11 protein-coding genes are annotated in these 14,300 nt (G+C 39.0%); 4 read left to right on the top strand and 7 right to left on the bottom strand.

Annotation, left to right across the window (positions count from 1 at the left end):
• Window positions 1-46: 46 nt before the first annotated feature.
• Window positions 47-3,277, bottom strand: coding sequence for a DUF8818 domain-containing protein (locus OK344_RS03450; RefSeq protein ID WP_407936695.1), 3,231 nt, complete (start codon window positions 3,275-3,277; stop codon window positions 47-49).
• A gap of 154 nt (window positions 3,278-3,431) precedes the next feature.
• On the opposite strand from OK344_RS03450, the gene OK344_RS03445 reads away from it, so the two are divergent.
• Complete coding sequence (locus OK344_RS03445; protein ID WP_265143456.1) at window positions 3,432-4,178, top strand: T9SS type A sorting domain-containing protein; 747 nt, start codon at window positions 3,432-3,434, stop codon at window positions 4,176-4,178.
• A gap of 13 nt (window positions 4,179-4,191) precedes the next feature.
• Complete coding sequence (locus OK344_RS03440; protein ID WP_265143455.1) at window positions 4,192-5,082, top strand: T9SS type A sorting domain-containing protein; 891 nt, start codon at window positions 4,192-4,194, stop codon at window positions 5,080-5,082.
• Between the two features lie 104 nt (window positions 5,083-5,186).
• On the opposite strand, the gene OK344_RS03435 is transcribed toward OK344_RS03440, so the two are convergent.
• The gene (locus tag OK344_RS03435) at window positions 5,187-8,003 is read right to left on the bottom strand and encodes a gluzincin family metallopeptidase (protein WP_265143454.1); all 2,817 of its coding nucleotides are present in this window, start codon (window positions 8,001-8,003) and stop codon (window positions 5,187-5,189) included.
• 135 nt (window positions 8,004-8,138) lie between these two features.
• Here OK344_RS03435 and OK344_RS03430 point away from each other — a divergent pair, with 135 nt between their 5' ends.
• The gene (locus OK344_RS03430; RefSeq protein WP_265143453.1) at window positions 8,139-8,954 is read left to right on the top strand and encodes a DUF4846 domain-containing protein; all 816 of its coding nucleotides are present in this window, start codon (window positions 8,139-8,141) and stop codon (window positions 8,952-8,954) included.
• 61 nt (window positions 8,955-9,015) lie between these two features.
• Here the strand turns inward: OK344_RS03430 and OK344_RS03425 are convergent, their stop codons facing one another.
• The 5 genes from OK344_RS03425 to OK344_RS03405 all read right to left on the bottom strand — a co-directional run bounded on the left by OK344_RS03425 (window position 9,016) and on the right by OK344_RS03405 (window position 13,758).
• Window positions 9,016-9,588 (bottom strand): YceI family protein, encoded by a 573-nt coding sequence (locus tag OK344_RS03425; RefSeq protein WP_265143452.1) that lies wholly within the window; start codon window positions 9,586-9,588, stop codon window positions 9,016-9,018.
• 77 nt (window positions 9,589-9,665) lie between these two features.
• Window positions 9,666-10,370 (bottom strand): DsbA family oxidoreductase, encoded by a 705-nt coding sequence (locus tag OK344_RS03420; protein ID WP_265143451.1) that lies wholly within the window; start codon window positions 10,368-10,370, stop codon window positions 9,666-9,668.
• 82 nt (window positions 10,371-10,452) lie between these two features.
• Window positions 10,453-11,367, bottom strand: coding sequence for an AEC family transporter (locus tag OK344_RS03415; protein WP_265143450.1), 915 nt, complete (start codon window positions 11,365-11,367; stop codon window positions 10,453-10,455).
• A gap of 15 nt (window positions 11,368-11,382) precedes the next feature.
• The gene (gene pyrF, locus OK344_RS03410; protein WP_265143449.1) at window positions 11,383-12,741 is read right to left on the bottom strand and encodes an orotidine-5'-phosphate decarboxylase; all 1,359 of its coding nucleotides are present in this window, start codon (window positions 12,739-12,741) and stop codon (window positions 11,383-11,385) included.
• Window positions 12,742-12,939: 198 nt separating this feature from the next.
• Complete coding sequence (locus OK344_RS03405; RefSeq protein WP_265143448.1) at window positions 12,940-13,758, bottom strand: alpha/beta hydrolase; 819 nt, start codon at window positions 13,756-13,758, stop codon at window positions 12,940-12,942.
• A 252-nt stretch (window positions 13,759-14,010) separates the two neighbouring features.
• Here OK344_RS03405 and OK344_RS03400 point away from each other — a divergent pair, with 252 nt between their 5' ends.
• Window positions 14,011-14,298 (top strand): hypothetical protein, encoded by a 288-nt coding sequence (locus tag OK344_RS03400; protein WP_265143447.1) that lies wholly within the window; start codon window positions 14,011-14,013, stop codon window positions 14,296-14,298.
• Window positions 14,299-14,300: the final 2 nt, after the last annotated feature.

Genomic DNA, 14,300 nt, shown 5'->3' with positions numbered 1-14,300 from the left:
TCGGGTTGATCATCCAATGCACAATTTTTTAAAACATCCATCATCTTTAAAAACTTGCCTTCACCTGCACCGATCCTATATGTATCGTTCTTTCTCCTGAATTTCTGCCTTCGTAGTTCATATTCAGTTGGATGAATGAATTGATGGATTGCTGTAAAAATACCGACCACACCTGATTTTTTCCAGGCTTCAAACCATCGAGCATTTGGTTGCCGACAATCGAAAAATTGTTTCCGGAAAAGTCGTTACTGATGAAAGAGAAACTGCCGCGCACCGAAGTTTTTCTGCGTTCCCACTGCAGACTTCCGGTGAGATCAAACGTTTTTAAAAATTCTTCACCATCCATTCTTTTTTTCTGGCGTAAAGCCGAAGAAAGTTCTGCCTGAACTGCTTCCGTGAATTTATAAGTCGCTTTCGGTTTTGTTTCGAAATTATTTAGAATATAATCTCTGGAATTGAACAACTGCGACGCGTTTTCAATATGATGCGCCGAGTTTTCCCAATCAACACGGAAATCTTTGCTGAACCAATAGCCAATATTTAAAAAATGCGAATCCTGGCTGCGTTCCTCATTGCTGAAATTGGCATTTACCAAATTATCATTCGCAACGAATCGGTAATTCCCATTCCAGCCGGATTTTTCGGTCGGATTGAATTGCGCTGAGGCCAGGAAATTCTGGTTTTTAAGGATTTGGTCTGCGTTTTTTTCAAAAGGATTCAGAACCAATACTTTTTCTCTTTTATAAAATGAGTTTTGGGAATTGAGTGAAATATTGAAGTTCCAGCGTTTAAGAAACTGATTTTCAGAATTAAAAACCACGGAAGGATTCACAAATAAGGCCAGCTGCATTTTGTTTTTATTCGACGGTATATAATTTACCGTATTGGTATAAACTCTGATATACTGCGCCAGATCGGCATATTCGGCGATTTCAAATTCATCAAGCTGCTGAATTCCGTCACCGTTATAATCGGTCCATTTGTAAACGCCCTGCCCGTCGGTCACTTTTATGTATTGAAATTCCCGCTGCGCTTCCTGCCCGTTTCCGAGTTCATAAAAAGCCTGCAAACGCATTCCGTTACGGAAGAGCTGCTGGTTGTAAAGAATATTTCCTACTACAAAATCCTGATTAAGATTTGCTGCAACATCCTGATTCTGATAGTAAAATTTTCGGTAGTGAATCAACGCATTCAAACTGGTTTTTTCCGTTTTAATAATTTGACTTTCTGCCATGATTCCCAAAATATGGTTCATATTTTCGAGGGAATTGTTTCGTACCGAATCATTATCTCGGAAATACATCCGCGTAAGTAATTTCGTTCGCGAAGAATCACTGATTTTTTTCTGAATGAAAACTTCCTTCCAGCTGAAACTCGTTACATCCAGCTGATTCGTTTCGTTGAAGTTTTTCACGTTATGTTCCATACTTCCGCCAATCGCCCAGCTTCCTTTTTTGGTAGAATATTCAGAAATTATTCCGCTTCTTACAAACTTCGTATCCTGAAAAACCGCTTTCGTATCGAGATAAGAAAAATTTCCTCTGGTATTGAATTTTCCTTTTATCCAGCCAAAATCCAGATCGTTTTTAATTCCTGTGTAAGAATTTTTCTCGTCCAGATAATTGATTTTATAATTTAAAAAGGAGGAATTGTTCCATTGATTCAAAAAGCTGAAAATAAAACGGTTTTGCGTGATCTGGTTGAATTCCTGCGCCAAATTGAAATCCCGGGAAAATTCTACATCATTAATCCTGTCCAGAATATGGAACCGCGAATTGATATGCTGGTATTCAAAACTCGGCGTTCCTTTCCAGTTGTTTCTGCTGAAGGTTTTATTTCCGAAAATCCTTCCCGCATACCCGATATTCTGATTGGAGTCTTTGGATGAAAATAGATTCACATCGAAATTACTCATCGAAACATCAGCCCCAATCTTACCATTGTTCAGTAAAAACTCAGAATTGGCAGAAAAAACCTGGGTTTTCTGTGGTGACGGAAGTTTTCTGACGGCCCGGTATTCGCCCATATTAGTGCCTACATATTCGAAAACGCGGCCGTTGTTGGTGGTTTGTTTTATACGGTAATCGCCCAGGTTTTGTCCGAAATAAGTATAGGCAACCTGATATAACGTTTGATTTTGATCAGTTGAAAATTCGTAATAATTTCCGTTCGGATTTTGAATGAGCTGGTATAGAATTTTGTTAACATCATACTCCGAAACCGTTCCCGACGGCGCATACATCAAATCCGTATTGTTGCCCGCATTGGCCAGGATCTGTTCGTCTTCTTTGCTTAAGTTCAGGGAAAGTGGCGCATTTTTATTGTCGTTTTCCATAAACCAGTTGAAACCGAACTTTGATTTTTCTCTTTCATGTCGGATGCCGCCGGTCACCAGAAATCTTGTGTAATTTCTGTTGGTGTAATTGTAGGAAATGGTAATGAAATTCTGTTTAAAAATGGGTCTGAAACTAGTGAACGTAATTTCTCCGGTGTTGTAATTGATGACGTAATCCTGATTTTCGCCGCGTTTCATTAAAATCCCGTCGATGTAAACCTGCTCCGAACCTGAAATGATGGTAATGAACTGCTCACCGTTTTTGCCTGTCAACCGGTAAGGTCCCTGATTTCCTTCCACACCCTGAAAACGGATGCGGTGGAATTCACTTCGTGCAACTCCTGCAGAAACATCTATAAAGGTTTTATTTTCGTTTCCGAACCCGGTTTCAAACTGCAATCCCATACTGCGCCGCTGGAAACGACCGAAATAAGTCGCTTCATCCAGCAAATCCAGATGCCCGGCGCGGAGAATAGAGCGGTCCTTAATATTGAGCTGCATATAGATTTTGTCGAATTCTTCCAATGTCTGCGTGTAACCGTCGGCCTGAATGGGTAAATTATGATCGGAAATCGACGCCAAAACCGTGACGTCTTTCGATAATTTTCCTGAAATCTGTAAATCCATGGAGCTTTGAACGCTCTGTCCCTGATTGTTACCAAAAGTAATTCCCCGGATGATGGAGCCTTTCGAGTTCAGATCTCCCAAAATTTGCGAACGGGTGTTTTTAACCAACACTCCCTCGTCAATAATAATTTTATTCTGAGTTCGAATGAAATCTAAAGTGTCTTTCGAAAAAACATCCTTTTCAATCTTTGCTGCGAGTATGGAATCCTTTTTAAGAGAATCTTGGATATTTGGATTTTTCCACGTGAAAATCTGAGCATCAGTAATCTGTAATGCAGCAAAAACCAAAATGGAAAGGAATAATTTTTTAGCCAAAGCTTGTCTTAAAAAGTTTTTGTAAAAATAACGAAAAACAGTCTCTAAAATTGCAGTTGCATAATTAACATTAATTTAACTCAGTTGTTATGATATGTGCAAAAAAGATCGTAGTTTCGCAGTCTAAATTATTAATTATTAAATTTTTTAAAAAATGAAAAAATTCTATTCTTTATTTGCAGTAGCTGCATTATCTGTTTCAGCGTATTCTCAAGTTGCAACAACTGTTCTTTCTGAAGATTTTGCTTCTATTACTACTGGAAACAATACTACTACAGGTGGATCTTCATCAGGTTGGAATGGAAATGAAAATTTCCCGAATGTAGTTAAAGCTTACCAAGCAGGTGGTGTAGTGAAACTGGGTACTGGTAGCGCTATTGGATCCTTAACTTCAAAAGAATTAGATTTATCTACAGATGCAAATGCTGTAAAAGTAACTTTCGATGTAAAAGGTTGGACTACAGTAGAAGGTAATATTAAAGTAACTGTTTCAGGACAAGACTCGCAAACAGTAACTTATTCTGCAACTTTGGCAGATGCTTTTGAAACGGTAAGTCTTACTTTCGGGAAAGGTCTTGCAAATTCAACAGTAACTATCGAAACTACTGCTAAAAGAGCATTTATTGATAATGTGAAAATTGAAGTTATTGACAATTCTATGGCTGTAGTTGATGCAAACGCTTCAAAAGCAAAATTAGTAAAAAACACTGTTGTAGATAGCAATATTATTTTCGCTGCAAAAGCTGATGTAAAAGTAATCAACGCAAACGGACAAGTAGTAAAAACTGCTTCTGTAAACGAAAATACTACTTTAGCTGTAGCTTCTTTGGCAAAAGGAATGTATATCGTAACAGGTACTGTAAACGGACAAGCTGTTTCTCAGAAAATCATTAAAAAATAACAGTTTTAATAATTTGTTAAATATAGAATACTTCATCCCGGTGAAGTATTTTTTTTGTAATTTTACACTCCTTAAAAAAGAATATAATTTTAAATCAATTGCAATGAAAAAAATCTTTACAATTTTAGGCTTAGTTTCGGCTTCAGCGATGATGTTTGCCCAAACGAATTTAGTGCAAAACCCTGGTTTTGAAAGTGACTTAACTTCCTGGGCAGCTGGTACCGGAAACGGTTATACAGCTCCGGCAATTTTAACTACTAATCCACACAGTGGTTTAAAATTAGCGGCTTATGAACTTCCTACTGCTACTACAGGTTTTTATCAAAATGTTCCAATTGCGGGAAGTACTCAGTATACACTTACATTTTGGTACAAAGCGTCTACTACTAGACCAGAAGGTACTAATCAAAATAATATTTTCAGATTGTGGAGTGTTATGAAAGATACAACTGGAGCTCCTGTTTATAACAGTGCAACTGCGGCAGATGATCCATTAAGAACAAACAATGGATATTTGCCGATTGCTCCAACTGAATGGACTCAACATACAGTAGTATTTACTTCTCATCCTTCAGCTGCAAGTATAGATGTTGCTTTCAGATCTTATGGTAGTGGTTCTTCTTACGTTGATGATGTACAATTGGTGCAAGGGAATCTTGCCGTTTCAGATGTAAACGCTTTCGATAAAGCTGTAAAAATGAACACTATTGTTGGTAACGAACTTCGTTTAATCCTTCCAGGAAAAGCTACGGTGAACATTTATACAGCAGACGGACGTTTGGTAAGCTCTAACAGAGTTGATAACGGGCAGGCAATTAATACCTCTTCAATGGCAAAAGGAAATTATATTGTAACTGTAGATAACGGATCTGCAAAAGTGAGCAGAAAAGTAATCAAAAACTAATATTTTATTTCTTTAAATATTGAAAGCCGCTTTTCTAGCGGCTTTTTTATTTTCTATTATTGACCTCCCAACATCGCGCTCTCATCACCCAACATCCATCATCATCAAAACCATCCTCTCCTGAAGTAGTTTGTGATCGCGTTGAAATTCAATACCAGTGTAAAACGGATTCTGCTTCCGTAATCTTTAAAAGAAGGCTCAAATCCCAGTGAACTCTGGATCGGGAAGTAAACCTCCAGAAAATCAGGAATTACCTTCACCTTAACACCTGAATCCCAGATGAACTGTGGATTCATCAACCGATTTTTATACACACCGGCATCAGCATATACGTTAAACCATTTCCACACATGAGAATCAATATTTACTGCGGTAATCCACTGGTTAGCCGATTTCGCAACATGAGACTTGAAACCGCCTTCGGCAAGAATAAACTGTTGAGAAAACAATCCTGAAGTGGCACTTTGTCCTAAGAGCCCATACGAAAATGCATAATTCGAAACCCTTGAAATCCCATAATCAAAAAGATTGTTTTTTGTTTTATTGGTGATGAAATAGCCGCCAAAAAATCTGAAACTTACCTTTTTATCCTGCGCATATTCCCAGCGGTAAAATGCTTCTGCAGAAATCTTCTGGAAATCTTCCATCCACTGCAGATTGGTACTGAAGGATTTTTCATGAATAATGCTTCGGTCTGCATAGCCATAACCCAGATTCCAGAGGTTGTATTTGGCATATTCGGTGTCTTCCATAAGCGGATTCAGCTCCTTTTCGAAAAAATTATAAGATAATCCTAAACTTCTGCCAATATCGGTTCGGGGGTTTTTAGTGAAATTAAAACTCGCAAAAGCAGAAACTTTTCGGTACGTTAAATCATAATCATAATGAAAGTGTGAGGCTGAAACACCCAGATCAAGATTTCTGTAGAAACTATTGGCAGGTTGAAAAGAGTAGGCTACACCGCCTGAACCGGTAAGTTTCCCTGTTCCTGAACTGTAAAACGGAGTGAACGAATAGTTGAATTTACGCTCAAAAAAAGAAGTGTTCCTGAAATTAAGTCCAACCAGCACTTTATCATAAGCGTTGAAGTTTAACCTTGGATTCAGGTAAATCTCATTATATTCGGGATTGGGAATGTCTTTAAAAAACTTGAATCTTATTTTCTTGGTATTGGCAAAAAGTCCTTTGGTATAAAGATAATTGTCGCGGAAATTGTTTTCCGGAAAAATATATTCACTGTTCACCACGATTTTTTCAGCATCAGATTGTGGGATATTATAAATTTTTTTGGCCTTGGAATCGTCGGTATCGAACCAGAATTCCTTCACATCACCCTCGGCATTCTGGGTTTCGATTTTGAAAGGAATAGGAAGTTCGGTGTTTTTCGCAATCTTTACATGAAATTCATCACCCGATTTGGTATATCTTTTCATATTAAAGTTTACCCGGTTTTTCTTTTGGATAAAGGGATCGAAGAAATCCGAGGAATAACCGGATGCCAGGCTCAGTTGATCAATGAAATCTTTCTGGTCGGTGTGGCTGCGCGAATTTTTTGATAAATATTCACTGATAAAATCATCGAACTTTTCAGTACCCATTTTCTCGGCAATAAAAGAAAACAAGCTTCCAGTTTCGAAATGACTGATGGCGTTGGCGTTGAAATTACTCAACTTTTCGAAAGATTCTCCGATCGGCTGATCCAGATTCTGCGTCATGATGTACTGATACGTGAGTCCATAACGTTCCTTAAGTTTCAGGTCGGATGCATACAAAAGCTTCAGTGGTTTAAAACCGAAAACTTTTAGATTTTCCGGCAGTTCTCCCAGCAGTTTTTTCTCCGGATAATAGCGGTCGATATACTGTATTTCGAGATACGTTTTCAAACCGTTAGCAAGCCAGTGGTCTTTTCTTTTTTCGAAAATTGTGGCCTGCTCGACAATTTTTTTGGAGAGAATGCTGAAATAATTCAAATCAGTTTTTTCAGCATCACTGAAAAGTTGGTATTTGAATTTCCAGAATTTAAGGTCATCAATTCCGGTGAAATCCTCACTGTCCCGAAATTTTTCTGAAATGAAAATTTTTTCCGGCAGAAATCCGGTTTTATTTTTAATGAAATTAAGTTGTAGCGGCAGGTAAAACTCCAGATTTTGTTTTTCGGCTTCATCCAGATGGTAACCGAAATCAATTTCTGTTTTTTCACCATCAATCCTGGTAATAATCTTTGAAAAATTGTTTTCAGAAATCAGAAATTCAGGATCGCGGTTCAGGCTTCCTTCAAAATAATTGGGCTGAATTTCTTTGAGGTTACTCTGGGAATAATAATTGGGCGGAATGTTCAGATTTACCTTCCAGTAAATGCCCGGACTTTGGTTTTCTTCAATATCGATATAATATCTTTCCTGCGACGAATCATCAGCAAATCGGTCCGGAACAATGAAGAAATATTTCAGCATCCACTCTTTACCGTCGCTTCCGTAACCTGTAAATTTCTGTAAAGGCAGGTCTATAACATATTGAAGGGATATCTTAACCTGTTCGCCAGGTTTCAGACTTTTAGAAAGCGGAATAAAAATGTTTTCGTCATCTGTGGAAGGGCTTGATACAGTTTTATCTTCAATTTTAATTTCCAGATTTTCTACGCTTCCTAATTCATGACTTTTGGCAAAGTAAAGATCACTTTTGCGGTCTTCCAGCTTTCTTTTAGCGAGTGGGGTAGTATAAGTTTTGTAGGCGGCAGTCCAATTGAGGAGTTTGATGGTATCTGCATCAGTAGACGAAATATTGGTATAAGCAATATCCTGATTTACAGTTATTTGTCTTTGGTTTGCTTTAATTTCAGCTTCGATGTAAATGCTGTCCTGCTGCGCCGAAACCGCAACATAATTCAAAATCAGTAAAAAGCCGCAGAAAATTCTATTCATTTTAATGTAACCCTCAAATATAATGATGTTTTTCGTAAACCGATTTAATTATAATTTATTTACAAATAATAATTAATTTTGATTAAAGTCCAGCATTTGCGAAAATTATACCATATTACGTTTCTTCTGGGAATTATGTGCGTTCAGCTTGTGTTCTCTCAGGTGACTGAAACGACCGAGCCTTTGCTTGTCGATCTTAAAAAATCTAAAATCATCACGCGATTTACTCCTCCCAAAGGATATTTCTGGATGAAAGAGCAACCCGGAAGTTTCGGTGAATATCTGGTGAATTTTCCGCTGCATCCTCCCGGTTTTCCGGTGCGCGATTACAGAATGGTTCCGGTGAAAACGCAGGACCGGCATATGGCGCTTCTGAAAATTGATGTTGGCGAAAAAGACCTGCAGCAGTGTGCAGACGCGTGGATGAGGCTGTATGCTGAATATCTGTGGTCTCAGAAACGCTTTGATGAAATTGGTTTCGAATTTACCAGCGGACAGTTTTTTGCCTGGAAGGATTATAAAAACGGAATCCGGACAAAAGAATCAAAGAAAAAAGTAAGTTTCTACGATTCGGGTGTTGTTAATGAATCTTATACCGCTTTTCGGGATTACCTGAATATTATTTTCCTTTATGCGGGAACTATTTCTTTGGATAGGGAAGCGGTGCCGGTTACGCAGAATTCAGACATCAAAACAGGCGATTTCATCATCAAACCCGGAAGTCCCGGGCATTCGGTAATCATTATGGGTATAGCGACGAATAATGCCGGAAGAAGGCTTTATCTTCTGGCGGAAAGTTTCATGCCGGCGCAGGATATTCACATTCTTAAAAATACTGCCCATCCGGAACTTTCACCTTGGTATGAATTGGATGTGAATGCGCCCAAAACCGTAACGGCAAAATATACTTTCAGCCCAACTTCCATCAAAAGATTCCGGGCTCTGAAATAAAAAAAAACGGAAATCTGGTTTCCCAAACTTCCGTTTCAACTACTAAAAACACAAACTAAAATTATTCAGCTGTAAGTTCAAAATCTCCTTTAATGCTTACAAGATCGCTGATCATGGGTGCAGGGAAATTAGGACCTACGTTGAACTCAGATCTGTTGAGTGTTCCCAGAACCTGGTAGCCGTAGGTTGTTTTTTTGTTCATTGCGTTAACCGTAGAACCTTTGTAAATCAAAGTTAAGGTAACCGGTTTTGTAACGCCGTGCATGGTCAGGTTGCCTTTAAGCGTGTACTGATCCTTTTTTGTTTTGGTTAAGGACGTACTGGTAAAATCCATTGTTGGGAATTTTGCTGCATCGAAGAAATCTGCACTTTTCAGGTGATTGTCTCTGGCTTCAATGTGCGTGTTGATGGAGTTTACATCTGCAGAGAAGGTAAGTTTAGAATTCACGAAATTCTTTTCGTCTGCTTTAATGGTTAAATCTGCCTTATCGAAGTTTCCTGTAATGTCGTTAATCCCAAGGTGAGTAACAGTAAACTGGATTCTGGAGTGGGCTGCATCGCTTTTCAGATTCAACTGAGCAAATGTGGATACGGTGAACATAAATACCGTAAGGATAGAGAGTAACTTTTTCATAATACTTTTTTGTTTTAATTATAGTGCAAAAATAAAATTGATAAGATGGTTGGGCATTGATCTAAGATAAGAAATACTTAATCGCAGTTTCCGTCGGTATCGCAGCTTTCTCCCTGGCTGATGATTTGCAAGCCTTTGTCACCGGCAGAAAACTCTTCAAAAGATTTGGTGAGCACTTCCAGAAAATGTTCAGGCTGCTGAGCTCCAGAGATACCATATTTATCATTGAAGACAAAAAACGGCACCGCGTTGATGCCCAACTGTCTTGCCATTAACCCATCCTGTGCTACAGCATGTGCCATTTCATCGGATACTAAAGCATTTTTAACTTCTTCTTCAGTAAGACCTACAGATTTTCCGGTTTCAAGAAGTACAGTTTCATCATCGATGTTTTTTCCTGAAATAAACTGCTCTTCAAAAAGAGCTTCTTCCATAGCGTCAGCCAAATTTTTCTTCTTTGCCAGCTGAATGAGAAGATGTCCTTTGAAAGAGTTCGCCACTTTGGTGTCATCAAAATTAAAATCGATGCCTGCTTCTTTTCCGGCGTTTTTTGCATGTTCGTGCATTGCTTTTGCCTGGCTTACAGGGATGCCTTTTATTTTCGAGAAATAATCGTAAGGATTCACCTCGGGCTGAGTCTCTAAACTGGGATCAAGCTGGAAACTGTGCCACGTAACTTCAATCTTATCAGCATGTGGAAACTGTGATAAAGCTTTTTCAAATTTCTTTTTTCCTACATAACAGAACGGACAGCGGATGTCGCTCCAGATATTTACTTTCATTTGTTTTAAATTTAAGATTTACAAAGATACAGCCTGAAAACCAGCGACCAATTGATATAAGGTAAGAAACAGCTGTTTAAAATTACAAATAATACTGCAGAAGCAAATACCATACTGCCAGTGTTATAAAAGAAAGCGGAATGCCCACACCTACCATCAGATTACAAAGTTTGGGCTCCAGTTTATGGGTTGATGCGATAATTGCCGCGGTGATCATCGGCGCCATGGCGGCTTCCAGAAAAGCAATTTCCACCGTTTCACCACGCTGCTTTAACACTATAAAATACAGGACGAAAATAAATGCCGGAAAAAGGATAAGCTTAAACAGAAGTCCCCACAGCAAAGGCTTCGAATATTCTCTGGGAGGTTCCCATTTCAGCTGGCTTCCAACAGAAACCAAAGCTAAGGGAACCGTTGTAGCGCCAAGCTTTCCGAAAACTTCATCTAAATCTGCGGCAACCGGGATGCTGAAGATATTCAGGAGTACGGCTGCTGAAAAAGCGATAAAAGGCGGAAACCTTATGATTTTATTGAAAATTTCAGCAACAGAATTCCTCGTGCCCGAATAATAATTAGCCACAGCGATTCCTACGGTGGAAAGCGCCACGAAAGAACCCGGCTGATCGACGAGCATCACCGTTTTCAGGCCGTTTTCCCCGAAAAGCGACTGAATAACCGGAATCCCCACAAAAGAAGTATTTCCGAAACCCGCACACATGATGAGCGCGCCGGTGAGGGATTTAGACCATTTGAACTTTTTAGAAAGAATACTGAAGAATACCAGTGACAGAAAGATATTGAGCCAGGCGATTGCGACGGGAAAAATAACCTCAAAACTTAAGAGTAGTTTCGGAATATAATAGAGCGACAGCGCCGAAAGCGAAATATTGATCACAAAAGAATTCAGTGCCAGATGCCCGTCTTCCGGAAAGAGTTTGGTCTTCCTCAGAAAAACACCGAGGAAGAGACAAAGAAAGAGCAGAATTATATTAGCCATGGAATGCTTTACCTTTTACAGACTCTCCAGATAGGCGTTCCAGCCGGCAATTTTGTAGTTGAGTGCTGCTTTTTCAGCATCTTCAGCTTTATAGATGCCACGGCCTACAATCATAAAATCAGTCTGCAGGTTTTTGAAAACATATTCAGGCGTTTGGTATTGCTGGCCTTTTCCGTCGCCCGAGTCGCCCATATTCACACCCGGCGTGAAAAGAAGAAGTTCTTCAGGAAGCTGTTTTTGGGAAACACCGCCAATAACGTTCGGGTGCGACTGTGCGATTTTTAAAGCTTCTTCCTGATAGTTTTTGTTGGTTAAAGTTCCTTTGGAAGACATGCCCACAATCGCTACAACGCCTACATTCAGAAAACAGTCCAGCGCTTCGTAACCTCCGATTACGTGCGAAGTGACAAAATCTGCCCAGTTCGAAATCTTGTAGATTCCATACGAAAACTGCAGTTCCTGGGTATTGCCGATATCTGCAAATTTGCGGTCTTCCATCAGCATGAAATTATATTTGGTTGCCAGATCTTTCAGCGGAAGAATTGTGGTATCCGGATCGAAATCGGTAATAATATCGATATGTGTTTTAAGAGCCACGATGTGTGGACCGACTTTTTCAGCAAGATCCAGCAGTTCTTGCGTGGTAATAACGTCGGCAGAGACGATGAGGTTTGATTTTTTTTCAAGCGAAATTTCCAGAAGCTTTTTCGCAACAGAATGTTCAGCGTTTGCGAGTTTTGTTTCGTAAGATGCGCGTTTTTTCTCTTCAAATTTCACTATGTTTCCTTTAAGAAAATCGTCGATTCTTAAAACTTCGTCGTCGGTTAAATGTCCTTCTTCTTTAAGCATTTTGCAGACTTCCGAAATGGTGAACAGGGTATGTACGCGGTAGCCTTTACCTTCAAGCATTTCTTTTCCGCCCTGTTCACGGTCAAGAACCACTACAATATCAGAAACCGTAATACCTTCGTCCTCAATCTCGGGAATCGTTTCCAGAAGAGATTTTCCGCTGGTGATTACATCTTCGACAAGAAGACAGTTTTGTCCTTTCGTATAAATGCCTTCAATCATTTTTTTGGTGCCGTAATCTTTGGCCTCCTTTCTTTTAATGATGAGAGGAAGATAGCTTTCCAGCGACATTGCAGTTGCCATGGGAAGTGCGGCGTAAGGAACCCCACAGATGAGATCGAAATTATCGAGTGGAAGCATATCGAGCAGATAGTTCGCCAGCCGTTTCAAAATTTTTGGGTCCGACGCCAATGGTCTTAAATCCACATAAAACGGACTTTCGATTCCGCTTTTAAGAGTAAAACGGCCGAATTTAATAATTCCTAACTCATAGCATTCGAGAAAAAACTGTTTCTTACTTTCCATTTATTTTTTACTTTCTACAAAGTTAGGGTTTTCAGGGAAATTTCACGGAAGGATAAAAGGTTAAAATATCTTAAAAGACTTTTGTTTTGCCAGGCACTGCCGCAATTCCTCAGCGGTCCGTAAATTGAAGGTAGATTAAAGTGCCCGCCGCGGCAGTCATAATAACCAGAGCAACAGATCCCAGGATGCGTCGGCTTTTTATTCAGTTTTGTTGAGTGTCCAAATAATTGCTTTCTCCTTAGTTGCTCTAAAAATTGTCGTATGTTTTTCTTTTGGTTCGTCAGAAAATTTCCATTTAATATTTGTTAGATTTTCTGCCTTCAAAATTTCAGCTAATTCTTTTGTGTAAGGCGAAATATCTTCTGCATTTGAACCTGCAAACCAAATCCGTTTTTCTGCTATGGGGAAATTTGCTAAATGTTCTTTTGCTGTCCTTACCAAATAATGATTGTTCCACCAAAGTGAAGGGTCAAAAGCGATATAATTGTCAAACATTTCGGGTGCAAGGAAAAATGTTTCCATTACAAAAAGTCCTGATGCAGATTCTCCAATGATACTTTTTTCGGTCGTCGTTCTGTATCGTTTGTTAATTTCAGGGAAAAGTTCTTCTTTGATAAAAGCTCTAAACTTGTCTGAACCACCAACAACTGGTGCAATTTCTTTGTCTTTTGCTACTTCTGTAAAGCCTGTCAAATCTCTTCTTCGTTGAGTATTTTCAATTCCGACAAGTAGCAAAGGTTTTATTTTCTTTTCTTTAATCAGTTTAGCCAAAGTGTTTGCAATGTGAGGAAAGTCTTCTTTTATTCCTCCATCTGCCATATACATTACTGGCAAAGAGTCTTTACTTGTTTTATAATTTTCAGGTGTCCAAACATTGATTACTCTTTCTTCTCCAACTTGTTTAGATTGAATTTTAAAAGTTTCGTGTTTTGGAATAGGGTCGTTAGGTTGTGATGCGTTTGAGCAACTTGTCAATGCTACAAGTATAAAAAGAAAGTTGTAATAAATGAATTTCATATTTTCTGTTTTTTGTCTGTTAATATTTTGTAGGCTGTCGTTTTAATCTGACGGACAGAGGTTTGAGTATATTGCTTGTAGCGGTTTTTGAAGCACTTTTTTTGTCGGTTTGCAGCAAATTTACTTAAAAGCTTAAAGCTTGAATTTACCACTTTCCACGACATAAGAGATATTCGCTGTGCCTGTTGCACAACCAAATATACAGAAAACTTCCTTTGCCTTTTTAAAACTTTAATTTCCCTAAATTAGCCTGTGCAGGGAAAGAAAAAATACACATCCAAGATTTTCTATCAACTCAGCCTGGATTTACGCCTGTTTCTGGGCTATGACCTTGATGAAGAACTGCCGTGGCGTTGCACTCTGAGCCGCAAGCGGCAGCTGTTTCGAGAACAACTGTTTCTGGAACTTTTCAGAAAAGTGCTTTCCTGTGTGTGGAGAAGGTTATGGTTCACGGTAAAAGGCAACGGCTTCAATAGCTTCCATTTAAGCTCACCTGAAATCCCGGAAACTTTCACCGGCAAAAATAAAAACCTCCTTTAAAT

It is taken from the genome of Kaistella yananensis (assembly GCF_026107505.2).
GTDB classification, from domain to species: Bacteria; Bacteroidota; Bacteroidia; order Flavobacteriales; family Weeksellaceae; genus Kaistella; species Kaistella yananensis.
Note: the sequence above shows the minus strand (reverse complement) of the source record. Positions and strands in the feature narration are given on the sequence as shown.